At 67.4% G+C, this 25,623-nt stretch carries 22 protein-coding genes and 1 pseudogene; 11 read left to right on the top strand and 12 right to left on the bottom strand.

What is annotated here, in order from left to right:
- Nucleotides 1–84: 84 nt before the first annotated feature.
- The 7 genes from AB0F41_RS08330 to rplN form a co-directional block, all read right to left on the bottom strand.
- A complete protein-coding gene (locus AB0F41_RS08330) occupies nt 85–1,809 on the bottom strand; it encodes a hypothetical protein (protein ID WP_357422098.1) in 1,725 nt (574 codons plus the stop codon).
- A 116-nt stretch (nt 1,810–1,925) separates the two neighbouring features.
- Complete coding sequence (locus AB0F41_RS08325) at nt 1,926–3,170, bottom strand: HipA domain-containing protein (protein WP_357422097.1); 1,245 nt, start codon at nt 3,168–3,170, stop codon at nt 1,926–1,928.
- Nucleotides 3,167–3,400 carry a helix-turn-helix transcriptional regulator gene (locus AB0F41_RS08320; RefSeq protein WP_357422096.1) on the bottom strand — a complete coding sequence of 78 codons (234 nt, stop codon included), beginning with the start codon at nt 3,398–3,400 and terminating at the stop codon, nt 3,167–3,169. Before AB0F41_RS08320 ends, AB0F41_RS08325 begins: the two co-directional genes overlap by 4 nt.
- A gap of 198 nt (nt 3,401–3,598) precedes the next feature.
- The gene (locus tag AB0F41_RS08315; RefSeq protein WP_014349101.1) at nt 3,599–3,784 is read right to left on the bottom strand and encodes a type Z 30S ribosomal protein S14; all 186 of its coding nucleotides are present in this window, start codon (nt 3,782–3,784) and stop codon (nt 3,599–3,601) included.
- A gap of 3 nt (nt 3,785–3,787) precedes the next feature.
- A complete protein-coding gene (gene rplE, locus AB0F41_RS08310; protein ID WP_357241947.1) occupies nt 3,788–4,351 on the bottom strand; it encodes a 50S ribosomal protein L5 in 564 nt (187 codons plus the stop codon).
- 1 nt (nt 4,352) lies between these two features.
- Nucleotides 4,353–4,670, bottom strand: a complete 318-nt coding sequence (gene rplX, locus AB0F41_RS08305; protein WP_357422095.1) for a 50S ribosomal protein L24 — start codon at nt 4,668–4,670, stop codon at nt 4,353–4,355.
- A 1-nt stretch (nt 4,671) separates the two neighbouring features.
- A complete protein-coding gene (gene rplN / locus AB0F41_RS08300) occupies nt 4,672–5,040 on the bottom strand; it encodes a 50S ribosomal protein L14 (protein WP_033244618.1) in 369 nt (122 codons plus the stop codon).
- A 315-nt stretch (nt 5,041–5,355) separates the two neighbouring features.
- Between rplN and AB0F41_RS08295 the strand changes: the two genes are divergently transcribed.
- Nucleotides 5,356–7,395 (top strand): M13 family metallopeptidase, encoded by a 2,040-nt coding sequence (locus tag AB0F41_RS08295; protein ID WP_357422094.1) that lies wholly within the window; start codon nt 5,356–5,358, stop codon nt 7,393–7,395.
- Nucleotides 7,396–7,557: 162 nt separating this feature from the next.
- On the opposite strand, the gene AB0F41_RS08290 is transcribed toward AB0F41_RS08295, so the two are convergent.
- Both AB0F41_RS08290 and AB0F41_RS08285 read right to left on the bottom strand, forming a co-directional pair.
- Nucleotides 7,558–10,719: an amino acid adenylation domain-containing protein gene (locus AB0F41_RS08290; RefSeq protein ID WP_357422093.1), complete on the bottom strand. Its 3,162-nt coding sequence runs from the start codon at nt 10,717–10,719 to the stop codon at nt 7,558–7,560.
- Nucleotides 10,720–10,796: 77 nt separating this feature from the next.
- On the bottom strand, nt 10,797–11,828 hold the full coding sequence (locus tag AB0F41_RS08285; RefSeq protein ID WP_357422092.1) for an AMP-binding protein: 1,032 nt from the start codon (nt 11,826–11,828) through the stop codon (nt 10,797–10,799).
- 162 nt (nt 11,829–11,990) lie between these two features.
- Here AB0F41_RS08285 and AB0F41_RS08280 point away from each other — a divergent pair, with 162 nt between their 5' ends.
- Nucleotides 11,991–12,680: a GNAT family N-acetyltransferase gene (locus AB0F41_RS08280; RefSeq protein WP_357422091.1), complete on the top strand. Its 690-nt coding sequence runs from the start codon at nt 11,991–11,993 to the stop codon at nt 12,678–12,680.
- Here the strand turns inward: AB0F41_RS08280 and AB0F41_RS08275 are convergent.
- Nucleotides 12,677–13,966, bottom strand: coding sequence for a SidA/IucD/PvdA family monooxygenase (locus AB0F41_RS08275; protein WP_357422090.1), 1,290 nt, complete (start codon nt 13,964–13,966; stop codon nt 12,677–12,679). The two genes, AB0F41_RS08280 and AB0F41_RS08275, sit on opposite strands and share 4 nt — an antisense overlap.
- A gap of 224 nt (nt 13,967–14,190) precedes the next feature.
- Here AB0F41_RS08275 and AB0F41_RS08270 point away from each other — a divergent pair, with 224 nt between their 5' ends.
- The 3 genes from AB0F41_RS08270 to AB0F41_RS08260 all read left to right on the top strand — a co-directional run bounded on the left by AB0F41_RS08270 (nt 14,191) and on the right by AB0F41_RS08260 (nt 16,694).
- Nucleotides 14,191–14,898 carry a siderophore-interacting protein gene (locus tag AB0F41_RS08270; protein ID WP_357422089.1) on the top strand — a complete coding sequence of 236 codons (708 nt, stop codon included), beginning with the start codon at nt 14,191–14,193 and terminating at the stop codon, nt 14,896–14,898.
- Nucleotides 14,899–14,959: 61 nt separating this feature from the next.
- Nucleotides 14,960–15,901: an RluA family pseudouridine synthase gene (locus AB0F41_RS08265; protein WP_357422088.1), complete on the top strand. Its 942-nt coding sequence runs from the start codon at nt 14,960–14,962 to the stop codon at nt 15,899–15,901.
- Nucleotides 15,902–15,950: 49 nt separating this feature from the next.
- Nucleotides 15,951–16,694, top strand: coding sequence for a CPBP family intramembrane glutamic endopeptidase (locus AB0F41_RS08260; RefSeq protein ID WP_357422087.1), 744 nt, complete (start codon nt 15,951–15,953; stop codon nt 16,692–16,694).
- 16 nt (nt 16,695–16,710) lie between these two features.
- Here the strand turns inward: AB0F41_RS08260 and AB0F41_RS08255 are convergent, their stop codons facing one another.
- Entirely contained in the window at nt 16,711–17,304 is a 594-nt protein-coding gene (locus AB0F41_RS08255) for a hypothetical protein (RefSeq protein ID WP_357422086.1), read from the bottom strand.
- A 349-nt stretch (nt 17,305–17,653) separates the two neighbouring features.
- Between AB0F41_RS08255 and AB0F41_RS08250 the strand changes: the two genes are divergently transcribed.
- The 6 genes and pseudogenes from AB0F41_RS08250 (at nt 17,654) to AB0F41_RS08225 (ending at nt 23,834) form a co-directional block, all read left to right on the top strand.
- Nucleotides 17,654–18,628, top strand: coding sequence for an ATP-binding cassette domain-containing protein (locus AB0F41_RS08250; RefSeq protein ID WP_357422085.1), 975 nt, complete (start codon nt 17,654–17,656; stop codon nt 18,626–18,628).
- On the top strand, nt 18,628–19,446 hold the full coding sequence (locus AB0F41_RS08245; protein ID WP_357422084.1) for an ABC transporter permease: 819 nt from the start codon (nt 18,628–18,630) through the stop codon (nt 19,444–19,446). The genes AB0F41_RS08250 and AB0F41_RS08245 overlap by 1 nt, the downstream gene beginning before the upstream one ends.
- Entirely contained in the window at nt 19,443–20,258 is an 816-nt protein-coding gene (locus AB0F41_RS08240) for an ABC transporter permease (protein WP_357422083.1), read from the top strand. Before AB0F41_RS08245 ends, AB0F41_RS08240 begins: the two co-directional genes overlap by 4 nt.
- Nucleotides 20,239–20,436, top strand: a pseudogene (locus AB0F41_RS08235) (TylF/MycF/NovP-related O-methyltransferase); the annotation flags it as partial. The gene AB0F41_RS08240 and the pseudogene AB0F41_RS08235, both read left to right, overlap by 20 nt.
- A gap of 81 nt (nt 20,437–20,517) precedes the next feature.
- Nucleotides 20,518–20,994 (top strand): hypothetical protein, encoded by a 477-nt coding sequence (locus AB0F41_RS08230; RefSeq protein ID WP_357422241.1) that lies wholly within the window; start codon nt 20,518–20,520, stop codon nt 20,992–20,994.
- Between the two features lie 53 nt (nt 20,995–21,047).
- Nucleotides 21,048–23,834, top strand: coding sequence for a tetratricopeptide repeat protein (locus AB0F41_RS08225; RefSeq protein WP_357422082.1), 2,787 nt, complete (start codon nt 21,048–21,050; stop codon nt 23,832–23,834).
- Between the two features lie 49 nt (nt 23,835–23,883).
- On the opposite strand, the gene AB0F41_RS08220 is transcribed toward AB0F41_RS08225, so the two are convergent.
- Nucleotides 23,884–25,521: a long-chain-fatty-acid--CoA ligase gene (locus AB0F41_RS08220; RefSeq protein WP_357422081.1), complete on the bottom strand. Its 1,638-nt coding sequence runs from the start codon at nt 25,519–25,521 to the stop codon at nt 23,884–23,886.
- Between the last annotated feature and the right edge of the window lie 102 nt (nt 25,522–25,623).

Below are 25,623 nucleotides of genomic sequence, written 5' to 3'. Positions count from 1 at the left end.
GCCGACAGGGTGTAGGCGCGCACAGTTCCGGACAGAGTTCAGCGCATGGTTCACGCGCCTGGGCATCGTTCGAGTCATTCGCATCTATTTCCTGGTCCCACGCCTTCTCGATGCGATCTTTCGTCGATCGGTATCGACTGCCGCAGGAGCGACAGCACGACCCTTCTTCGACAACTCACTTGGCGGGAGCGGTCGCGGCGGCCTGGCGTAGTAGGCATGTACTCGTTCACGCTCGACATGTCCCGCCAGGTCGAGGCCGAAGTCGGATGAGATGCGGTCGATCCCCAGTGCCACAAGGACGTCGTTGAAGATCCGGTGCACTTTGTCGCGTTCGCCTACTATCAATGCCGCGAGAAGCGGGGCACCAACAGCTCTCCGCACCTCCACTTCGACCAGCGCACGAACAGTATCCGCCCATCGTTGGGCTGGTCGACCCGGCAGCCGATCCCACGCAACGGTCCGCCCGCTGCGGGCTGCTTTCAGTAATAGCGCCTCCAATTCCGCGGCCGATGCATTCAGCGGCGGCGGTAACGGCGGATTCGGCTCGGCAGCAGCCCGTGGCCGGTTGGGCTTTACCGTGGGCGACACAGCCGGGCGGGCGAGCGGTGCGCCGTTCCCCCGCTTCACGCCGGCCGACTCAGCAGTGAGTGTTCGCGCAGGTTTGCCGTTCTTACGTCGACTCTTCTTCGAGGAGGCCGGAGGAGGCAACCAGCCGTCGAGAACTGTCCGCATCGCGGTCGTCCCGGGGCCCCCACCGCCGCGCGGGGCTCCGGAGGATCCACTGATACCGGATCGCCGCACGGATCGGATACTGCGACGATCCAGATACCAGTCCGTGATCACCTTCAACCGAAGACGTTCCTCCAGTAACCCGCTACGTCTGAGCCAGGTCAGCTCGAGCTTTCCCACAGTCAGATGAGATTCGAGGTTGGCGAGGTCGTCTCGTTTCATCGCAGCCTCCAAGCGGTCGAGAATCGGACGGACCGATTCCGCTACTTGCAAGTCATTCGGTTGGCCCGTCAGCTCAGCCATTGGCGCCGAATCCGGAGCGCTAACTACCGATGATGCCGGTGGCCGCTCGATGCTCTGCCTGTGCCCACGTTCATCCTGGTGCGATCTGCGCTGCTCGCGAAGCCTTCGGCCGGTAACCCTGCCGGTCTCGTCGATAACGCACTCCTCCAGCGGAATCCAGTCGAACCCGCTGGCGGCTCCGTCGATCCGTACCAGCGCCTGGCGTGTGCCTCCTCGCGTTCGGCAGCTTGTGCGGAGGACCCAACCCTTACGTATTTCGATCAGCTCAGCAGTGCTCGACGCGCTCGGGCCGATAATCCAATGGACATGCGTGAACCTACGCCGCAGCGCTCGGTCCTCCTCGTCCCACCGCTGAGCCGACAGATTCGAGTACTGGAGCCGAACAACAGCTCGCCGCTCCTGGGCAATCTCGGTGTATAGACACCTTCCGGCACGCATTTCGATTCGATCTGTGACTTCATCTCGGCCGTAGGTCTTTTCGAGCAAGCGGGTCAGGCCCAGATGGATGTAAAGATGATCGGCCGAATCCACCCGTCCGCTGCGCACACATTGGGGCGCGTCGGGGTGGTGCGCCCAATGCGACTTCTTGCTCCGGCACACTCTGAGCGATAGTGGCCATCCGCAGCCGCCGAGATAGATGCCGCAGAAGTACTGTAGCCGCCGACTACGGTCGGCGAACTGTTTGGCTTCACGGTATTCAGGTGGAAGGAAGACTGGTGTCTTCGAATCACGACCGCCCACCACTGCGGTCAGGACCAACCGGTTATCGTCCTGCACCCTGCCTCCCGAGGTTCGAGTCCTGAACCCGGTTGACCAAGCGTAATTTCAAACCGACTACGCCACGTACGAATTGGAAAAAGCGCGAGCCGGCACACGAGGGCAGATGGCGATCATCAGTGCGACCACACCCCGACGGGACGCCCCTTACAGAGGTTCTCCGTGAACTGGAGGACACTTCCGTAAACTTGCGGGTCGGCTCCAGGAAGCGGGACCTCGTCATCGACCGCTTCGGCAACCGCAACGAGAGATTCGTCAACCACATCATCTGCGGTGCGTAAGCCCCAGCTCGCAACCTCCGCGACGAGGTGGTCACGAGTCAGGGCCGCGTGACGGTACTCGCGCCCGATCGCCAGCGCCATCCGTCCATCGACTCCGGCCAGATGGGTATGCGGCACGATATCGTACGCCGGAGCCAATCCAACTGATCCGTTCGGATGGTGGATCAGGCCGAGATTCTTCGCGTGCATATCGAGGTTGCCGAGAGCAACGGCCAGCACGATCATCCGCGCCAGCACGGTACGGTCTGCACCGGCGCCGACAACACTGAGCACCTCGGACACGCGGCGGAGACTGACGACCCCACCGAACTCCTGATACTTGGCGTTCCCACCTGCGCCGAGCGCCTGGTTGAAATCCTCCTGATGAATACGCCCGCCCGATACCGCCAGATCGCGATCGAAACGTTCGATGACAAGCGCTGGAGCGCCGGCGAATTCCGCGATCCATGTGGCGTGGGTGGCCAGCCCGAGGGCACGCGCGATTCGAGCCCCGTATTCCTCGTCGTAAATAAGGGTCGGATGCTGCTGTACGAGAGGTTTCAGAATATGCGTCGACGGCGCGCCACCGGCAGCCTGTGCCCATCCGTCACCGGTGCGGGCAAGTACGATCTTCGGCTGTACCCCGGCCAGCGACGTCTTGCCCATAGCCGGACGATTCGCAAGCGGATACATCAGGGGCTTGTCGAGGAGGTCGCGCACCCCATCTTCGGTGACAGGCAGCAACTCCGGGGTAGCAGGTTCGCGTGGATCGTCCAGGTCCCAGATCTGAAGTGCGCCTGCGACATCTCGACCGTAGTGAGCCAGGAAACCCAGCACATCGCCGGACGCCAGCCTCGCTGCCGCATACATGGCGGCAAGCTGATCGCCCTCGGGCAGCAGTTCCTGGAAGTAGTTCCGGCGCTGTTTGGCCTTCGCGCGGTTCGTCTTCGGATTCAACGGTATGGCAGCGGAGAGGATCCGACTGTTGACACCATAATGCTCGATGGCTTCGGGATCTGCCTCGAAATCGAATGTTGCGCGGTCGGCACCTTGCAATGTACCGATCAATTCGCCGTAGAGCTCGATCCCGAGTCGCTTCACTCGGCATCCTCCCACTCGGCGTGGAGAGTGATCCCGCACTCGGCAAGCAACTCGAACAGTCGCTCGGCGTAACGCGTGTGCTTGCCGTTCTCCATATCGCTGATCACGCTCTGCGGGTAGGCAGCTTTCTCCGCCAGCTCGCGCTGGGTCCACTCCCGACCCATGCGAGCCTGCTGGATCGCCAGACCGAGGTCATGGGGACTCCGGATCCGCGCTTGACGGTGCGCCATCGCAGGGACCTCCATCCCGAGTCGTGACTGATCGCTATTCAGCGATCATACTCACTGATCGCGATTTCACGATCAGGCGGGATGATCGCTATTTCACGATCAACGCTGTCGCCCGAACACGACAAGGACCCGAGCCACAGCTCGGGTCCTTGTCGATATTCGAATGATCAGCCGCCGGGCGAACCCGCCCGGCTCAGCTCACCAGGAGCTCTTGTGCACGCCCGGCAGCTCGCCGCGGTGCGCCATTTCACGCAGGCACACACGGCACAGGCCGAACTTGCGGTACACCGCGTGCGGCCGGCCGCAGCGCTGGCAGCGGGTGTAGGCGCGCACCGCGAACTTCGGCTTGCGGTTGGCCTTGTTGACCAGTGCTTTCTTGGCCATGTCTCAGTTCTCCTTGAACGGGAAGCCGAGGTGCTTCAGCAGGGCACGGCCTTCTTCGTTGTTGGTCGCGGTGGTGACAACGGTGATATCCATACCGCGCGGACGGTCGATCTTGTCCACGTCGATCTCGTGGAACATCGACTGCTCGCTCAGACCGAACGTGTAGTTGCCGTTGCCGTCGAACTGCTTGGGCGACAGACCGCGGAAGTCGCGGATACGGGGCAGGGCGATCGAGACCAGGCGGTCCAGGAACTCCCACATCCGGTCGCCGCGCAGGGTGACCTTCGCGCCGATCGGCATCCCCTCACGCAGTTTGAACTGCGCGATGGACTTGGTGGCCTTGCGGATCTGCGGCTTCTGACCGGTGATCAGGGCCAGATCGTCGACCGCGCCGTTGATCAGCTTGGCGTCGCGGGCGGCGTCGCCGACACCCATGTTCACCACGACCTTGACCACGCCGGGGATCTGCATGACGTTCGGGTAGTTGAACTCGCTGTTCAGCGCGTCCTTGATTTCGGCGCGGTAGCGCTGCTTCAAACGCGGCTGGATCTTCTCAGAGGTGGTCATATCAGATGTCCTTCCCGTTCTTACGGGAGATCCGAACCCGCTTGCCGGTTTCTTCGTCGGTGCGGTAGCCGATCCGGGTCGCGTTACCGTCGGAATCGACGACCATCACGTTGGACACGTGGATGGGCGCTTCCTGGGTAACGATGCCGCCCGACGACGCGCCGCGCAGGTTCGCGGAGTCCGCGACATGCTTCTTGATCCGGTTCACGCCCTCGACCAGGATCCGGTTCTCCTTAGGGAAGGCCTGGATGACCTTGCCCTTGGCACCCTTGTCCTTGCCCGAGACGATGAGCACGGTATCGCCCTTGTGCACCTTCATGTCAGAGCACCTCCGGGGCCAGCGAAACGATCTTCATGAACTTCTTGTCGCGCAGCTCGCGCCCGACCGGGCCGAAGATGCGGGTGCCGCGCGGGTCGTTGTCCGGCTTGATGAGCACGGCGGCGTTCTCGTCGAAACGGATGTAGGAACCATCCGGACGGCGCCGTTCCTTGGTGGTGCGCACCACGACGGCCTTCACCACGTCACCCCGTTTGACGTTGCCGCCCGGGATGGCGTCTTTCACAGTGGCGACGATGACGTCGCCGATACCGGCATAGCGGCGCGACGAACCACCGAGAACGCGGATGCAGAGAATCTCCTTGGCACCCGTGTTGTCGGCGACGCGCAGCCGCGACTCCTGCTGAATCACTTCAGCCTCCTCGACCTGGACGTAAAGCACGCCGGATTGCCGACCCGACGGGCATGGTCTGTTACCGTCCGAACGCGCGCCTACCAGCGGTTCTGTACGATCTGAACGATCAACCACCGGGGGTTCGCGGCCGAATCGCGGGCACCGGGCCCGCAGGCAACCGGTCAAGGATAGCGAACCCGCAGCTCGGACCGAAATCCGGGGAGGATTATCGGTCGGTGCGTCCCGGCGCGACGCCGGGAGGCGGCGCCGGTAGCCTCATGGGGCTGGTTCGCCTAGGAGAGGTGCGGGTCCCGCATCGGGGAGAGGTTTCGTGTGAAATCGCCGGATCGTCCGTTCGTGCTCGGCCGCCGCTCATTCCTGGTCGCGCTGGGCCTGCTGCCCGCTGCCACGGCACTGGTCTCCTGCTCCGAGGACCAAGCCGTGAAGCTGGTCACCGTCGATATGGACGGTGCCGATCCGGCCGTGCGCGCGCAGGACGATCTGTACCGGCACGTCAACGGGAAATGGCTGCGTGAATACACCCTGCCGCCGGACAAGACCTCCTTCGGCGCGTTCAGCGAGGCCAACGATCGCACCGAACTCCAGCTCAAGGAGATCATCGAGGGCATCCGGGACCCGGAGGACGGGACCGAGGCCCAGCACATCCGCGATCTCTATGACGCCCGGACGAACCTGGACGAGATCGAGAAGCTGGGCCTGACCCCACTGGACTCGATGTTCGCCGAGATCGAGGACGCGAAGGACAAACCCGCCCTCGCCGAGGTGATGGGCCGGCTGCCGATCGGCGGGCTCATCGGTATCGGGGTGAGCATCGATCAGAAGAACTCCACCGCCTATATCGCCTCGATCGGGCAGTCCGGCCTGGGTCTCGACGAGCAGTACTACCGCGACCCCCAGTTCGCCGAGGAACTCGCGGGGTACCGCACCCTGCTGGAGCGCCTCGCCAAGGGCGCCGATCTGCCCGATCCCGCCGGGATCGCCGACCGCCAGCTGGCACTGGAGACCAGGATCGCCGCCGCGCACTGGAACAACGTGCGCAATCGCGACGCCGCCGCCACCTACAACGTGTTCGACTGGGACAAGGCCACGGCGCTGGCTCCGCAGTACGACTGGGAACCCTGGCTGAAGGGGATCACCGATCGTCCGCAGGATCTGTTCGCCAAGGTGGTGGTGAATCAGCCGTCCTATGTGACCGAGGCCGGCAAGATCTGGGCGGATACCGATATCGCGATCTGGCGTGATTATCTGAAGCTCGCGGTGATCAAGACCTACGCGCATGTCCTGCCGAAGGAAATCTCCGACGCCAATTTCGATTTCAACGGACGGCTCATGTCGGGGCTGCAGCAGCGCCCCGAGCTGTGGAAGAACGGTGTCGGCACGGTAGACAGCAATCTGGGCGAACAGCTCGGCAAACTGTATGCCGAGAAATACTTCCCGCCCGAGGCCAAGGAACGCGTCCAGGTGATGGTCGACGATCTGATGGCCGCCTACCGGGAGAATTTCACCAATTCGAACTGGATGTCGCCGGAGACCCGGCAGGCCTCGATCGAGAAACTCGACAAGATCGGCCTCAAGCTCGGTTATCCGGATAAATGGACCGACTACTCCGGGTTGCGGGTCACCCGCGGAAAAATCGTGGAATCGCTGCGGTCCATCAATGATTTCGAGGTGAAGCGGTCGTTCGACCGGCTGGGCACCGAGGTCGACAAATCGGAATGGAGCGCCTCACCGCAGACGGTGAACGCCTACTACTCGGCGGTGACGAACGAGATCGTCTTCCCGGCCGCTTTCCTGCAGCCCCCGTTCTTCGACAAGGACGCCGAGATCGCGGTCAACTACGGCGGTGTCGGCGCGGTGATCGGGCACGAGATCGGGCACGGTTTCGACGATCAGGGCTCGAAATTCGACGGCGACGGCAACCAGCGTGACTGGTGGACCCCCGCCGACCGGGCCGCCTTCGACGCCAAGTCGAAACAGTTGATCGACCAGTACAACGCGCTGGTCCCGGAGGGGCTGGCCCCCGAACAGCATGTGAACGGTGAACTCACCGTCGGCGAGAACCTGGCCGATCTGCGCGGCCTGCAGATCGCGCTGGCCGCCTACCGCCTGGCCGAGGCACGCGCCGGGGTGACCAACCCGGACTATCACACGATGTTCCTGTCCTATGCGCGGATCTGGCGGTCCAAGATGACCCCGGAGGTCACCGAACGGCTGCTCGCCGGCGATACCCACGCCCCGGACGAGTTCCGGGTGAACCAGGTGGTCCGCAATATCGCGGAGTTCTACCGGACCTTCGGAGTCGTGGCGACCGACGCACTGTTCCTGCCGGAGGACCAGCGCGTCGGCTTGTGATAGCGGCGCCAAATCAGCCGATCGTGCTCTCGCTGCCCTACATCCTGGACAAGATCGAGCCCGCACTCGTCGCAGCGGCCGGATAACGACCCGCCGCGCACCACACACCGCCCGGTGAGCTCCGTATGGCTCACCGGGCGGTGGCGTTTCACCCTCGCTCCGCTATGCCGGCGCACTTCCCGGGGCCACCGCGGTTGCCGCGAACTCGCGTCGGTCGTCGATATCGACACCGAATTCGCGCAGGCATTGCGCCACCAGCTGCGCCGCCAGCCCGGACACGGTGGGGGCGCGGAACGGCGTGCGCATATCGACCTCGACGCCGAACTCCGCCCGGACCATCGAGATCAGCCGCGCCACCAGCAGCGAATGCCCACCCAGTTCGAAGAAGGAATCGTCCGCGCCGATCCGCTCCTGATCGAACAGCCGTCCGAACAGTTCGGCGATACGCCGCTCCGTGGGCGTCTGCGGCTCCCGGAACTCACGGGCGGAGACGAACTCCGGCGCGGGCAGGGCCCGCCGGTCCAGTTTGCCGTGCGCGGTGAGCGGGATCCGGTCGATAACCGTGAAGGTCGCGGGCACCATGTACTCGGGCAACCGGGCGGCCACCCGCGCACGCAGCGAATCCAGGTCGAGCGCGGCCCCGGGCACCGGCACCGGATAGGCCGCCAGGGTCCGGCCCAGGACCGGGTCTTCGGAGGTCACGACCACCGCGTGCGCGATATCGGGGTGGTTGTTGATCGCCGCCTCGACCTCGCCCAGTTCGATGCGGTAACCGCGCACCTTCACCTGGTCGTCGGTGCGGCCGATGAATTCGACCACGCCGTCGGCCCCGCGCCGCCCCAGATCGCCGGTGCGGTACAGCCGATGCCCCGGCCGGAACGGGTCGGCGACGAAACGTCCGGCGGTGAGCCCGGGCCGGTTCAGGTAGCCGCGGGCCAGCTGATCGCCCCCGAGGTAGATCTCGCCGACCACCCCGTTGGGCACCAGATGCAGGACATCGTCGAGCAGGTAGAGGAAGACGTTGCGGTTCGGTACGCCGATCGGCACGATTCCGGTGCCCTGCGGGCCCTCCACCGGCATATGGGTGGCGCAGACGACCGCCTCGGTCGGGCCGTAGTGATTGCGCAACTGCGCGTCGAACCGCGCGGTGAACCGGTCGGCCACCTCACCGGGAAGCGCCTCGCCGCCCACCGGCATATGCCGCAGCGTGGTCCAGTTGTTGATCTCGGGCACCATCAGGAAGGTGGCCAGCATGGACGGGACCATATGCAGCACCGATACCCCGTGCCGACTGACCAGTTCGGCGATATACGGGATATCGCGGTGGGCATCGGGTTTCGGGATCACCACCCGGGCGCCGACGAACAAGGTCACGAAAATATCCATCAGGGAGGCATCGAAACTCACCGAAGTGGACTGCAGGACCCGGTCGTCGGCATCCAGGTCCCATTCCGCGCTGAAACCCGACAGATGGTCGGCGATCGCCGCGTGCGCCACCGCGACCCCCTTGGGACGCCCGGTGGAACCGGAGGTGTAGATGACGTAGGCGGTGTTCCCGGGACGAAGCGGCGCCACCCGGTCGCGGTCGGTCGGCGCCGCCACCGGCAACGACTCCGCGGCGGCGACGGCCTCGGCGTACACGGCCGCGGTGAGCAGCAGGCGCGGACGGGCGTCGCCGAGCAGGTATTCGATCCGCTCGGCGGGATAGCCCGGGTCGATCGGCAGATAGGCGGCCCCGGATTTCAGGATCGCCCAGGCGGCGATCACGAAATCCACCGAGGTGTCCACACCGAGCGCCACGACGTCTTCGGGACCGATTCCGGCGCCGATCAGCCAGTGCGCCAGCCTGTTCGCGCGGGCGTCGAGTTCGGCGTAGGTGAGTTCGCTGTCATCGGAGACCAGCGCGATACGGTCCGGCGTCGCGGCCACCCGCGCCTCCAGTTGCGCGACCACGGTGGTATCGACCGGGTCGGCCAGCGAACCGTGCGACACATCGAGCACCGCGCCGCGGTCGGCGCCCAAAACATCGATCTCCGACATCCGCCGGCCGGCGTTTTCCACCACGGTGTCCAGGAGCTGCAGATAGTGGTCGAGCAATTGGTCGACGGTGTCCCGGTCGAGGTGACCGATCTGGTAGGTGGCTTCGAGGGTGGCGTCCGCATCGTCGCCGACCACTGTCAGCTCCAGTTCCTCCTGCGCCACCGCGCCGGCGAAGGGCAGTACGGCCGAGCGGATCCCGGGCAGCTCGAAACCCCGCACCGCGGCCCGTTGCCCGAAACTGAGCTGCACCAGCTGGACCAGGCCGTCGCGGCCGGCCACCCGGCGCGGGCCGACCGCCCGCACCACCTGGTCGATGCCCAGACCCCGGTGCGCGAACGCACCGGTGCAGGCATGTACCGCCGATTCCAGATAGTCCGCGAAAGTAGCGTCGCGTTCGGGGGTGGCCCGGACGATGACCGTATTACCGAAATAACCGATCGGCGCCGGATCGGCGCCCGCGGGCCGGTTGCTCACGGGCACGGTGATCAAGAAATCGCCGGCGGCGGTGTAGCGCTGGATCAGGGCCTGGAACCCGGCCAGCAGCACGGTGAACGCATCGGCCGAGAAATCCGCGCCGACCGCGCGGACTCGCGTCAGCAGGGCAGCGGGGACGGTGCGGGTCACGGTCTCCGCGGCGCTACCGGAACCGGCCGCGGCCGGGCGGCCGGGCAGTTCGAGGCGGCTGGGCAGCGGGGTCAGTACCCGGCGCCAGTATTCGAGATCGGCGGCGCCGGAATGGGATACGGCGGCGAGGTCCTCGTATCGCGTGGCCGGTTCCGGTACCGGGTCACCGCGGTAGGCGGCGCTCACCCCGGTGCAGAACACCGGCCAGGATTCGTCGTCCCACGCGATCTGATGCGCGGTCAGGATCAGCACGTGGTCGTCCACACCCGTGCGGACCAGCGTCGCCCGCAGCGGGCATTCCCCGGCGAGATCGAAGGGACGGGCGAATTCGCGCCGCACCAGCACCTCCACCCGCCGCGCGCGGCCGGTCTCCGGGTAGCCGGTGAGATCGTGCTCCTGCCAGTACGGTTCGCGGTCCTCGTGCGTAATCCGGTACGGCTCACCGGATTCGTCGACATGACAGGTGCTGCGCAGCACGTCGTGCCGGGCGGCCACCGCGGCCAGGGCAGCCCGGAGGCGGCCGGGGTCCAGCTCGCCGCTGAGCCGGTGTGCGGCACAGACATTCAGCGTGGTTTCCCCGGGATCGAGGCGCTGGAGGAACCACATACGACGCTGCGCGTCGGATAGTGGGCGGCGGTGCTCGGAAAGATCGTCTGCCATGGCTGCCCTTCGGGATCGCTGCCTACGTTGCTGTCTTCACTCCGGCGCGGCAGCCGTCCCGGCGGCGCCATGGGGCATCAGGCGAAAACGAGCCGGCCCTCCGACGTCCACGTGCCACGTTCGCCGGTGCGGAACAGCCGGCCGCCCGGCTCCAGCGGGTCCGGTACGAAGGCGGCGCTCGTTCCGGGGGTGCCGACCGCGGCACCCCCGACGTACACCTCGCCGATGACGCCGGGCGCCGCCGGGCGCAGATCCGGGTCGAGTACCTGGACCCGGGCGCCGGGGATGGGCCGGGTACGACCGGTGCCGTCGAAGCAGCCCCTGGTCACGGCACCCGCGTACCCGGCGGAGGTGAAGGCGAAGGTCGCGAGCGACCGCGGCGCGAGTTCGCGCAACCGGCCGGGCAGGTCGGGGGCGGGTGCGGTGCCGGTGATATCCCAGCGGCAGACGGTGGGGAGCGCGGTGGCCGCGGCCGCGATACCGGCGACGGTCTCGAGGGTACCGGTCACATGGGTGACACCGTGGCGTTCGATGAGCTCGACGAGCGCGCCCGGGACGGACCGCTCGTGTTCGTCGGCGATGACCAGGGCCGCGCCGTCGGCGAGGGCCGACAGCAGTTCCACGGCCACACCCACATCGCTCCAGGCGGCGGCGTACAGCCGCACGTCGGCGGTGCCGAGGGCGCGATCGGTGCAGACGGTCTTCCGTTCGGCGGCCACCGACCGGCGATCTGCGACCGCGACGGCCAGGGCGGCCACCGGGATACGCGGCGCATAGCGGTGCGGACCGGCGAGTACACCGCGGCCCGCGGCGTCGCCGAGCAAGCCGCCGAGCAACCGGATCAGCCGATCGACCGGGGTGCCGACCGGTACCCGGTCCGGACGGGCGAGCACCTGGAAAAGGGTTCCGTAGGTGAGGGTTTCGGTACCGAACCGGATCGCGGTGCGGCTTTCCGGTACGGATCGGCCACAGCGCATCAGATAGGCGATCCCGGGCACCGGGGACAATTCCACACCGGTGGTCCACTCCTCCGGAATCCGGATGGGCGACGGCGCCTCCGCCGAGGCCGGTTCGCCGAGTCGTTCCAGTTCCAGCAGCGTTGTCGGCATAACACGGACTCCTGCGTCGCGGGTACAGCGTATGGTCGAGAGGAATCGGGACTCCCGCGCTCCGTCACGGCCATTGGGGAAATCTTAGCATAGGGTAACCTAACCGGGGCTTCGACCCAGTCGCAGCCGATCAGACAGACGATCCGAGGGAGCCGACCCCAGATGAATCAGACCGGGACCCCGTACGTCCTCGCCCGGGAACTGCGCGATATCCCCGAGGAGGTCCGCGCCGCACCGGCACCGCTGGTCCCGTGGTTCCCCGAACCCTTCGCACTGCGCGCCGTCGACGCCGACGGTGACGACCCGGCCACCATCGCGAGCTGGATGGCGCGCCCGCATCTGGTGGACACCTGGGAGCAGGACTGGCCGGTCGAGCGGTGGCACCGGCATCTGACCGCGCAGCTCACCGGGACGTATTCGCTGCCCTGTGTACTGAGCCTCGACTTCGCCGGGGTGGACCGGCCCGAACTGGGTGTCCGGGATGTCGCCTATGTCGAGCTGTACCGGCCGGCCAAGGACGAGATCGCCCGGCTCTACGACGCCGGCCCCACCGATATCGGATTCCATATCGCGACCGCCGATCCCGAACTCACCGGCAAGGGCGTCATCTCGCGCTGGATCGGCCTGCTCGGCGAGGCCGTCTGGGATCAGGACCCGGACTGCCGCCGCCTGCTGTGCGAGCCCGACCACCGTAATCCCCGGATGCGCCGCGCCCTGGTGAAGAACGGCTGGACCGAGCTGGGCGAATTCGATATCCGCCCCACCCGCCGGATCGCGCTGCACGTCCTGCCCCGCACCCCCGACGACGCTCCTACCCTGCGGACCGGACCGGTCACCCCGAAGACCGGCTAACGAGCGGCCGAGCCGAAGCGGGCCCGCGCATCGACCGCGCGGTTCCGCTCGGGTTCGGGGCCCAGTACCCGATCCGAGAGCTGGCCCAGGCAACTGAGATTCGGGAACCCCGGCCCCTGCGCGAGCCCCGCGAGATTGGGCAGATAGAGCTTGGTGTCCAGACCGGAGACCGCGAGGTCGTATCCGATGGCCGATTCGAGGCGCTGCTGGGTGATCGGCCCGCCGAGCGCCAGTTCGACCAGGTCCGCGGCATCGGTATCGAACAGGTCCAGGAACCACAGCGGATGCCCGCCCGTGGCGTCCACCACCAGATCGAAGGCGTGCACCCGGTCGGGCCGGTTCTCGTTGCGCAGGGTGAGCGCGACCCCGCCGTCCTGATCGGCGACCTGCACCACGCGCCCCTGCAGATGATGCACCCGGGCATCCTCGAGCAGATTCTCCTGCACCCGCACCGAGAACACACCACGATCGGTACGCCGCACCACATCCCGGCGCTCCTCGATGCTCAGGCCGCTCCATTTGGCCGGATCGCTGAACAGCGAGTTCTCGAAATAGCTTTCCCCACGGGTGTAGATCGTCGCCGCCGGGGAGATCACCGAGACCGTCAGTACTTCGTGGCGGACCAGTTCGTCCATGGCCGACGCCGCGGTCTCCCCGCCCCCGACCACCGCGGCGCGGGAGGACACCGGCAGTTTCCGGCGCCCGACGAGATCCCAGAAATCGGCGATACTCAACATCTTCGGATGGTCGGCCAGGGCACGGCGGCTGTCGCCGGGGCCGGTGATCATCAGCCGTTCCGCCTCGATCTCGGTCGCGAGACCGTCGGCGTCGACCACCGTCACCGCCCAGCCGTCCGCGCCCGCCGCGACGGTGCGAACCGCCCCGGAGACGAGCTCGAAATCGGCCTTCTCCGCGACCCATTGCAGGTACCGCGCCCAGAGATGATGCTGCGGGCTGGGCCGTCCCCGGTCGACCCATTCGGCGTAGGTGCCGCGTTCGACCATGAACGCGGTCCAGCTGAAAGCCAGCATGGCCTCGTCGATCTCGCGGCTGCGCCCGCGCGCCCAGGTGGAGTGATACGGGAAGCCGATATCCTTCTCCGGGCTGGTGCCGAGCCGGTGCCGACCGTTGGTCCAGCCGCCGCTGGGCAGCCAGTTGCCGCCCACGGCATGGGCTTCCACCACGGTGATATCCGGAGCGGGCATACCCAGCCGGCGCAGTACGTGCGCTTTCGCGGCCACGGCCATCGCCTTGGGGCCCGCGCCCAGCACCACGAGTCGATTCACCGGATACTCCCATCTCTCGCCCTACGCCGGCCGGATCGCCCCACCCGCTCGCCCGAACCGGCGCGCCGGGGAGTGCCACGGCCACCGAATCACCTTACCTATATTTGCATAGCCTTACCTAAACTTTGGTACGAGATAAGTCACTACCGGATGAGGTTTCGGACCGCCCCGGCCCCCGTTCGAACACCACGAACGGGCGCCATAGTTAGGTTAAGCTAACCTCCATGGGTAGAGGCACCAATGGCGTACTGATGAAGGTGTGGCGGGCCGAGGACTACCGGCTGACCGTCACTTCCACCGAACAGATCACCGATAAGTACATCCGGATCGGCTTCACCGCGGGCGGCCTGCTGGAAGACCACCCGGTGCACCCCACGCAGTTCATCCGGCTGTGGATCCCGGACGCGGAGTCCGGCAAACTGCATCACCGCGGGTACACGCTCATCGACCAGGATCCCGGTAACGACCACTTCTACATCGAATTCGCCATCCACAGCGGCCCGGCCTGCCAGTGGGCCGAACGCGCCCGGGTCGGCGATGTGCTCGAAACCTCGGTACTGGGCTCGAATTTCCAGTTGCCCGAGGTGACGCCCGGCGAATACGTGATCTTCGGCGATGCCGCCTCGCTGCCCGCGGTCAATACCCTGCTCGATGCCATCGGCGATACCCCGGCGCGGGTCTGGCTGGAATGGCAGTACGACTCCGACCGCACCCTGCCGGTGCGCAACAAACCGCACCACCGGGTCACCTGGATCCAGCGCATCGACGACGGCCGCCTCATGCGCGAGGCTGCCGAGGAACTCATTGTCCCCGGGGACGCGTTCGCCTGGGCCGCCTGCGACGCCGCCACCACCCGGGCGCTGGTGAAAACCTTCCGCACCACCCATTCCCTGCCGAAATCCCAGATCAAGGCCCAGGGCTACTGGAAGTAGCCGCCGCGCGGGCCGGGTACACGGTGAATCCGCCGGTCGTGGCCCGGCTAGGCTGCGACCGGTGAGAAGGAGGCAGCAGCCCCCGCTGCCGAAGCGGTACGGGCTGGACCCGGCCCGGCTACGGCTCCCCGACGACGCCGTCTGGCCGAGCCTGCGCGACCACCTGGTCCACCGGCTCCCCCGGGTCGATCCGGCCCGGATCGACGATATGTTGCGGGCCGGCGAGATCGTCGATCTGGACGGCCCGCTCGCCCTCGACGCACCCTATGTTCCCGGCGGTGCGATCTGGTTCCACCGCGATCTGCCCGATGAGCGGCCGGTGCCGTTCGACATCCCGATCGTGTACCGCGACGAGACCGTGCTGGTGGCCGACAAACCCCATTTCCTGGCGACCATTCCGCGGGGCAGCCACATCCTGCAAACCGCGCTGGTGCGGTTGCGCCGGGAACTGGACCTGCCCGAGCTCATCCCCGCGCATCGCCTCGACCGGGCCACCGCGGGACTGGTCCTGTTCGTCGTCGACCCCGCGCGGCGCGGCGCCTACCAGACGATGTTCCAGGGCCGCCGGGTGCACAAGGAGTACGAGGCCGTGGCCGGATACCGGCCCGGCCTGACGTTTCCCGTGGAAACGGAGAGCCGGATCATCAAGGAGAAGCACGTCCTGGCAGCGCAGGAGGTGCCGGGTCCGCCGAACGCCCATACCCGGATCGAGCTGATCGAGCGGCGCGGTGATCTCGCCCGCTACCGCCTGTATCCGGCCACCGGCCGCACCCACCAGCTCCGGCTGCATATGAACTCGCTGGGCGTGCCTATCCTCGGTGACGATTTCTACCCGGTGCTCACCGATAAGGACGTCGACGATTTCACCCGGCCCTTACAGCTGCTCGCCGCGGCGCTCGAATTCACCGACCCGCTGACCGGCGAGCTCCGGCGTTTCGAATCATCGCGCACGCTGGGCGCCTGGGCGGATCCGGACGGCTGGGCCGCCGGGACGACCGCCTGACCCGTCCGGTACCCGGGCGGGCCGCGTGCCGATCCGTACACTTGGCCCAATGCTCCACCCGGTTCCCGAGAAAACGGCTGCTCCGCGGCACAAAATCCACGCGTACGCAGATGTGGCGGTGGTGGTGGCCGTGCTCGTCTGCACCAACCTGATCGCCCATTTCACCACCGCATGGGCCAATATCGTGAGCGTGCCGATCGCGGCGGTGGTGCTGCTGGCGCTCATGCGGCGGCGCGGGCTGCGCTGGTCGGAGCTGGGACTCTCGCCCCGGCACTGGCGGTCCGGAACGAAATACGCGCTCGCGGCGGTCGGGGTGGTGCTCGCAGCGGTCGCCATCGGCGCCGCACTCCCATTGACCAGGCCGTTCTTCCTCGCCGACCGCTACGCCACCATTTCCGGGGCGCTCATCGCCTCGATGATCGTCATCCCGCTGCAGACGGTGATCCCCGAGGAACTCGCCTTCCGCGGCGTACTGCACGGCACCCTGGACCGGGCCTGGGGCGCCCGCGGCGTCTTCGCGGCCGGTTCACTACTGTTCGGTCTCTGGCATATCGCCTCGTCGTTCGGCCTGACCAGCGGCAACGAGGGCTTGTCCGCACTCATCGGCGGCGGGCTGCCCGGCCAGATCGCCGGAATAGTCCTCGCGGTCGCCGCGACGGCCGCGGCGGCGGTGGTGTTCACCTGGTTGCGCCGTCGTAGCGGCAGCCTGCTGGCGCCCATCGCCCTGCACTGGGCGGTCAACGGCGCGGGCGCGCTGGCCGCGGCTCTGCTCTGGCATACGACGCTGGCCTGATCCGGCGCGGCCGGGATCAGCAGTGTTCGCAGATCCCCGTGGCGGGCAGCTGGATGAAACAGCTCGCGCACACCACGTTGCGCCCGGTATCCGCTTTGGCCGCGGTCGTCCGGGTGGTGGTGGCCGGCGTACCTCGTTTGACCGAACCGCCGCGGCTGATCAGCGGCGGAGTGCCGCCGTCGGCCGGCACATCGGCGCCGTGGGCGGCATAGCAGGCCCAGCGGGCATACGCGGCATGGGTTTCGATATCGGCGGGCACCGGCAACGCGGCCAGTTCGAGCACGTACTTGTAGCTGTCGCTCACCTTGAGATTGCGTTTGACGCACAGCGCGGTCAGCGGCGGTTCCCCGGCGTTGTGGCAGCGGCGCGCCACCTTGCGCAGAATCGCGTCCATCCAGGTGCGGGTCGGGGCGTCGGTACGCACCCCCGACATCTCCTGCACCCGCTCGGCGAGTTCCTGCACCGTGACGAAGTATCCGTAGACCGTCGCGGTCTCGGTCAGCACCTCGTGCGCAGCCATCGCCCAGGCAACCGCGGCGTCACGGAAGGCCACCGCCGTTCCGTCCTCGACCCGCCAAGCCCCCGAAATCGTTGTCGCAGCGTCCCTCATAGCCCGTACACCCTAGCGCCGACCCACCCCGCCGCGTCAACCGCCCTCCCCTATATCACATTTCGGCCGGGTGACGTAAGTCTGCGAGTCGCCGCGCCCGGGTCCCGGTAAGCCGCTCCGCCCGTAGGCTTTTCCCACCCCCGAGACCGCGAACATAGTATAGCCTTGCCTAAGTAATGGATGGGGGTCCCGAGGTGGGGATCCAGCCGATCGGAGGGCCGAGTGCCATGTCGTTGATCGCCGATTCGCGGGCCGCGTCGCCCGGTCGTGAGCACGTACCGGGGCCGTATCCGGGCGCGACGGACCCGGCCCGGCCGATGTTCGCCGCACCACGTGAGGTGGTGGCGATATGACCTCGGCACCGGAATCGGGGACGTCGGCGATCGTGGTCGGCGACCTGGTCAAGACCTACGGCGAAGTGCGGGCTCTGGACGGTATCTCGTTCGAGGTGGCGCGGGGCGAAGTGCTCGGACTGCTCGGCCCCAACGGAAGCGGTAAGACCACCACCGTGACCTTGCTGTCCACCCTGCAGCGGCCCACCTCGGGCAGCGCCCGCATCTGTGGACACGATGTGGTGGCCGAGGCCGCCCGGGTCCGCGAACTGGTCTCGCTCACCGGCCAGTACGCCTCTCTGGACGAGGGGCTCACCACGATCGAGAACCTGTCCGTCTTCGGCCGGCTCACCGGCTTGCGCGGCCGCGGCCTCGGCGCCCGGATCGATGAACTGATCGAGCAATTCGACCTCGGCGCCGTCCGCGACCGGCGGGTCGGCGCGCTGTCGGGTGGTATGCAGCGGCGCGTCGATATCGCCAGTGCGCTGGTCACCCGGCCCGAAATCCTGTTCCTCGACGAACCCACCACAGGTCTGGACCCCCGCAGCCGCGCCTCGGTCTGGGATACCGTCGCCGGGCTGCGCAGCGCGGGCATCACCGTCCTGCTGACCACCCAGTACCTGGAGGAAGCCGACCGGCTCGCCGACCACATCGTGATGCTGAACCGGGGTTCGGTGGTGGCCGCGGGCACTCCCGGTCAGCTGAAACAGCAGGTGGGCGCGGCGGTTTGTGAAGTGACCCTGGCCCAACGCGACGACACCGCCCGGGTGATCGGGCTCCTCGACGGGCTGGAGCTGGTCGAGGCCCCCGCCGACGGAACCGCGGCCGCCGCCACGGTCCATCCGCGGCTCGTGGTGCGGGCGCCGCGGGGCATGGCGACGGTCTCCGAAGTGATCACCCGGCTGCAGGGCGCGCAGATCGATGTGGTGGATATCGGCCTACGGCAGCCGTCACTGGACGAGGTCTTCCTGCAGCTGACGGAGACGCACTGATGCCGGCCACACTCACCGCCGACACCGTCGCCGGATCCCGGGAACGAACCGCCGCGCGAGCCTCGGTGGCGCTCGGCCCGGCCACCGCGACCCTGGCTCGGCAGAAGATCCTCGCCGCCGTCCGGTCCGGCGACGCCTTCTTCGCCTTCTTCAGCCCGGTCGTGTTCTTCCTGTGCTTCTACGTGCCGCTGCACCGGCAGTTCGAGCTCGGCGGCGCGGACTACGCGCAGTTCCTCACCCCGATCATCCTGTTGCAGGCCGGTCTTTTCACCGCGATCACCGCCACGGAGACCGCCGGGCACGACGCCCGCGCCGGGGTGCACGAACGCATGATGTCGCTGCCGATCCCCCGCGTCGCGCCGTTCCTCGGCCGGATGGCCTGGGTGCTCACCCGGATGCTGCTGGCACTGGCCGGCGGTCTGGTCATCGGCTATTCGCTGGACTTCCGCTTCCACGGCTCGATAGCGGACACGGTCGTCTTCATGGCCCTGGTGGTGGTGTTCGGGCTGGCGTTGAGCATGCTCACCGACGCGGTCGGTACTCTCGCCCGCAACTCGGTCTCCATCGCGAGCATCCTGATGATCCCGCAACTGATCCTGGTGATGGCTTCCACCGGCCTGGTCCCGGCCGGCGCCTTCCCCGACTGGGCGCAGCCGTTCGTCCGCAACCAGCCCATGTCGGTTTTCGCCGACACCCTCCGTGGGCTCGCGGCCGGAACCGGCCCCGAACTCACCGCGGCCCTCATCTGGTCGGTGTGCCTGCTCGCCGCGGGCTGGGCCGCCATCGTCTCCGCCGGAAGGGCGCAGGTGAATCGATGACGACAACCGTCCCGCAGACGAAATCCACCTGGCCGCCGCGCCGGGCGGTGCCGCTGATCCGGCAATCGATCATCCACGCGGGTGCCCTGCTGCGCTCGTGGTCGCGCGATCCCGGGATCGTCGTCCAGTCGCTGGTCTTCCCGGCGTTCATGCTGCTGATGTTCCAGCTGGTGCTCGGGAAAACCGTGACCTCCATGGGCGGCGGTGACAGCGTCTACGGCAACACCGGGCTCGTCGCCCTGGTCGGCGCCCTGTTCGGCACACTCGCCACCGCGATCAGCCTGATCCACGAACGCGATACCGGCCTACTGGCCCGGATGTGGACCTTGCCGGTGCCGCGCGCGGGTTTCATCGCCGGCCGGCTGCTCGCCGAAGCGGTACGTACCGGAATCGCCACACTGGTGCTGTTCGCCGTCGCGGTACCGCTGGGTTTCCGCTTCGAGCACGGGATCGCCGCCGGGATCGGGGCGGTCCTGGTCCCGATGGTGTTCGCCATCGGTATCGCCGTGCCGGTGATCGCCATGGCGACCGTGGCGTCGGGTAAACAGGCCGTGCAGCAACTCGGCGGACTGTTCCTGCTGCTGCTGTTCTTCAACAGCGGTTTCGCGCCGGTCACCGAATATCCGGGCTGGCTGCAGCCGGTGGTCGAACATCAGCCGATGAGCCCCGCCATCGAGGCGGTCCGCGGGCTCACCGAGGGCGGTGAAATCGCCGGGCCGCTGATCGTCACGGTCGTGTGGACGGTCGGCCTGGTCGCCGTGTTCGGCCCGCTCGCGGTCCGCGGATACCGGAATGCCGCCGAACGCAGGTAATCCCGCCGGTTTCCCGGCATTCGCCCTGGCCGAGCTCGGCGCACACAATAATCGGCCGGAACCGCCTGGACAACCTACATTTCTGCGGCCGAACCCTGAGCGTATTCCGGGCGATCTGATCGAAACCGGTGGGTGGCGGGGCGGCGCGGCGATCACGATGCGCGGTGTCCTGGCGGCAATTACTCTGAGAACCGGTCGGTTTCGGCTACGTTGTGCTGGTCCACCGCTTCCGGCGGTGTCGGAGGGGAGGTTCGGCAAGATGGATCCGGTGACATTGATCGCCGCGGCGGTGGCGGCGGGGGCCGCGGCCGGGGCGACCGAGGTGTCCACGCAGGTGGTGACGGACAGCTACCAGCGGCTCAAAGAGTTGCTGGTCCGCCGATACGAGGCCGTCGAACCGGAAGTGCTCGAACTGGAGGAGAGTCCCGGGGAACCACAACGCCGCCGGCTGCTGGCCGACGAACTCGGCAGGAGTGGCGCCGGCGCCGATACCGAACTGCGTGCCGTCGCCGAAGAGCTGCTGCGAGTTCTGGAGGAGCAGGCGCCGCAGGCCGCCGCGGCCGTCGGGATACGGCTGGCCCGAATCGAGGCCGGCGGCGATGTCGAGATCAGCGATATCACCGTTGCCGGTGAGAACGCTGTGGACGCCACCGATCTCATTGTCGGTGGGTCGATCCGGATCAGCGGGGTCCGGGCGGGAGGGCTCGACGAGGGCCCTCCGGTGGCGCGCGGATAACCCCCGCTCCGGACGCGTCACAGAGCCACCAGGGGACCTCGGCCGGTGCGCCGGTGTTCGCACTCGACCATGTGCAGGCCGGCCGTGATATCCAGCTGGTTTTCCAATCGGCTCCGCAATCCCCGGCGGCTCTGGACGGAATCGTCGTCGGTGCGGTGCCACAGCAGCCCAATCACTATCTGCGCCGCGAACAGCTCGCCACGCTGCGGCGAAACCTCACCGAGGATCGGGTCGCCGTCGTGGTCACCGGGATGCGGGGCGTGGGCAAATCCCAGCTCGCGGCCGCATACGCGCGCGAAGCCATCGACTCCGGCGCGGGATTGGTGGGATGGATCGACGCCGAAACCGACGGCAACCTGCTGGAGGGCCTGGCGGCTGTCGCGCGCCGGCTGGGAGTGGCCGATCCCGAGGGCGATTCCCAGCGTTCCGCGCATCGGTTACGCGACTATCTGGCGTCCCGCCCGGAGCCCGCGTTGCTGGTGTTCGACAATGCGACCGCCCCGGACCGCGTTCGCGAGTTCGTACCGGTACGTGGCGGAACCCGGGTCGTCATCACCAGCACCGACCACGCCTTCACCACGCTGGGCAGCCCGATCGATCTCGAGGTGTACGCGCGCGCCCAGTCACTGGCGTTCCTGCGCGCCGCGACCGGACTCGACGACGACTCCGGCGCGGACCGTATCGCCGGTCAACTCGGGGATCTGCCGCTGGCCCTCACCCAGGCCGCGGCCACCATCACCATCCGCCGCCTCGACTACGGCAGCTATGAGCAGCTACTCGACCAACCGCTGCCCGCCGCCCTCACCCGCCTCGCCGGCTCCGACCATCCGCACCGGGTCGACAAGGCGATCCTGCTCTCACTGGATACGACCGAAGCGTCCAGTGCGGACCCGGCACTGGATACCACTGTCCGCGATGTCCTCGAGCTGATCGCGATGCTCTCGCCGGCCGGGGTCCGGACCGAGATCCTGCCGGATGCATCCGGACGCCTGACCGAGGCGCTGGCCCGTTGCGAGTGGGGCTCACTGCTGACCCGCTCGACCACCGGCGAAACCGTGGTGATGCATCGCCTCATCTCGCGGGTCATCCGGGAACGCGCCGTCGACCGGGCGCCCGAACCCCGGGCCGGTCTCCTGAGCCGGGTACGGCGCGGAGAGGCCGGTACAGGTCTGACCCGCCTGACGAATACCGCGCTGGATGTGATCGAAAGCCACTACATCGATGTGAAAGACGCGTGGCACCGGCGCGAAGCGGGAGCACATCTGATCGACCACATCGACGCGCTCTGGGGCACCAGGACACCCGCCACCGGTACCGCCCCGACGCTGCGGCTGATACAGGCCCGCCACTGGGCGGGCAGGCAATTGATCGAGTCGGCCGATGTCAGCCGGGCCGTGGAGTACACCTACCAGGCGCTGGCCGATACGGCCCTGGTCCTCGGTACGGACCACCTCGAAACTCTGGCCGCTCGTAACGCTCTCGCGCACGCGTACCATGCGGCGGGACGAGTGGACGAAGCGGTAGCGGTCTTGGAACTGTGCCGCACCGATGCGGAGCGCATCCTGAAGTCCTGGAACCCCGGCGTCCTCGCTGTCCGCGAAAATCTCGCCGATGCCTACCGGGCCGCGGGCCGGCTGGACGAAGCCATTGCGCTCTACCGATCGATTCTGCCGAAAACCAAATGGATCCCGAACTCGATCATGGCGCTGGACCGGAATGCTCGCGCCGGGCTCGCGGCCGCTCTCCGCGCGGCCGGGCGGATCACCGAGGCGATCCCCCTCTACGAGGAGCTCCATGTCACGACCGAGAGGACGCTCGGCCCCGCTCATCCCACAACCCTGGCCTGCCGCAACAATCTCGCCATCGCATACCAGAGCGCGGGCCGCCGGGCGGAGGCCATCACCCTGCTGGAACAGACCCAGGCAACCAGTGAGGAGCTACTCGGCCCCGACCATCCCGATACGCTGAACGCCCGAAACAACGTCGCCTATGCCTACCGCGCGGCGGGCCGGCTCGCGGATGCCATCGGTCTCTATGAGCGAACGCTCGCCGATCGCCGACGTAGTCTGGGGCCGCTACATCCGGATACGCTGGCTTCGAGCAACAACCTGGCGGCCGGCTATCTGGCCGCCGGTCGGGTCGACGAGGCCGTCGGGCTCTACGAACAGACACTCACCGATCGTGAGCGGGTCCTCAGCACCGACCATCCCAGCACGTTACTCACCCGCGGAAATGTCGCCCTCGCCTATCAGAAGGCCGGCCGGATGACCGAAGCGATCGCAACTTTCGAACGCACGATCGCCGACTCCGACCGACTCCTCGGGCACGACCACCCGCATACTCTCACCGCATACAACAATCTCGCTGTCGCCTATCAGGCCGCCGGTCGAGCGGCCGAAGCCGTCACCATCTTCGAACAGGTTCTCCCCGCGCGGGAACACCAGCTGGGCGTCGAGCACCCGGACGCGCTGATGACCCGCGGGAATCTGGCCAGTGCCTACAGCGCGGTGGGGAGGTCGGACGAGGCACTCCGGCTCAACGAACACACGCTGACCATCCGGGAACGTGTGCTGGGGCCCGAGCACCCCGACACCCTGCTCTCCCGCAACAATCTCGCCGCGTCGTACCTGTCGGCGGGCCGGTGGGCCGAAGCCACGGCACTGCTCGAGCAAACACTGACGGCACGAGTTCGTATCCTGGGCGCCGATCACCCGGATACCTCGACGACGCGGGACGATCTCGCTTTCGCCTACCGGCAGGCCGGACGTTATGTGGATGCGGTCGCCCTGCGCGAACTCTTCGACCGGTCGGCCACCGGCGACGATCCCGAGCGACCGTGACGGGGAGACCCGATCGCCGCGTCTCCCCTGCCACATCCGGCGGCCCGCCTCAGGCCGGGATCAGGCTCGCCGCGGAAGCCCGGCGGAGCTTGCCCGACGGGGTTTTCGGCAGCGCGCCCTTGCCCACGATCGTCACCACGGCCGGGGCGATACCCACATCGTCGTAGACCGCGCGCGCGACCTCCTTCCGGATCCGTTCACATTCGTCCACATCGCCGGCCGCGTCCGATTCGGCGATCACCGCGATCCCCTCGCGGGCCATGGACGGCAGCCGGATCGCCAGCGCCGCGACGCTGCCCGGGCGTACCCCGGGTACCGCGGCCGCGGCCCGTTCCACGACGGTCGGAGAGATGTTGCGGCCGGCGACGATGATCACGTCCTTCTTGCGGCCGGTGACCACTGCTTCGCCGTCCGCGGTGAGGTAGCCGAGATCACCGGTCGACAGCCAGCCGTCCGCGTCGATCGCCGCGGAGTATCCGTCCGGACCCAGGTATTTCGTGGTGACGGCGTCGCCGCGGACCAGGAAGGTGCCGATCCGGTCGGCGGGCAGGGTGTTGCCGGCGTCGTCGACGACTTTCAGTTCGATCCCGGGCACCGGCGCGCCCAACCGCATCAGCGTGCGCGGCCGGGTGACCTCGTCGCGCGCGATGACGCCCTGTTCCTCGGCGCGGTCGGCGTCGACGACGTCCACCGCGTAGCGGGCGTCCGCGGCGGTGAACGACACCGCGAGAGTGGTTTCGGCCATCCCGTAGGCCGGCATGAGCGCTTCCGGCCGGAAACCGAACCGGCCCGCCTCGGCGAGGAATTCCCGCAAAGTGTCCTCGTCCACGGCCTCCGCGCCGTTGACCGCGACCCGCATACTGGACAGGTCGTAGGCGCCGTCGGCGGCACGCTTGAGCCGGCGCGCCAGCACCGAGTAGGCGAAGTTCGGTGCCGCGGTGAAGGTTCCACCGAACTTCGTGATGAGGTCGGCCCACGACAGCGGGTTCTTGAGGAAGGCCAGCGGTGTGGTGATCACGGTGGTCGCGCCGGCGAACATCGGCGTCATCATCAGGCCGATCATGCCCATATCGTGGTAGAGCGGAAGCCAGCTGACGACCACATCATCGGACCGGAATCCGGCCGCGCCGGCCATGGCGATCTGGTTCTGATGCAGGTTGCGGTACGAGATCGCCACCGCCTTGGGGACACCGGTGGTCCCGGAGGTCAATTGCAGGACGGCGATATCGTCCTCGGCGGTGGCGACATGATCCTGTTCGTCCGACCCCGCGAGGATGTCCTCGATCGGCACGATCGGAACGCCCAGATCAAGATCGCGGACCGCGGCCGTGAACGGTTCGGCCACCGCGAGCACCTTCGCGTCCAGCATCCGGACCACCGCGCGGGTATCCGCCACCCACGTCTCCAGGTTGGTGCGCGGGGTGGGCTGGTGCAGCATGGTGAAGGCGGCGCCGCGCATCCAAGTGGCCTGTACCAGGACGACGACATCGTCGGCGGTGCCGGCCAGGATGGCCACGGAACTTCCGGGCTCCACCCCGGCGCGGGCGAGTCCGGCGGCGGCGCGGCGGGCGGTCGAGCGGATCTGCGCCCAGGAACGGAACGACAGGTCCGCCGGATCTTCGCCGCTCCACATACCGGTGTTCTCCGGCACCGGCCGGTCGAACAGTAATTCGGTGATTCTGCTCATGGGATGTTCACTTCGCTTCCTACCGGGCAAGGCCCGAACGTAAAAGACTCGGCAATCCGAGAAAGGTTCTCGGCGAACCGGTCCGGCCGCTGGGTGCGGCGG

The organism is Nocardia sp. NPDC024068 (assembly GCF_040638875.1).
Classification (GTDB): Bacteria; Actinomycetota; Actinomycetes; order Mycobacteriales; family Mycobacteriaceae; genus Nocardia.
The sequence above is the reverse complement of the archived record's forward strand: the minus strand, read 5'-3'. Positions and strand labels throughout refer to the sequence as shown.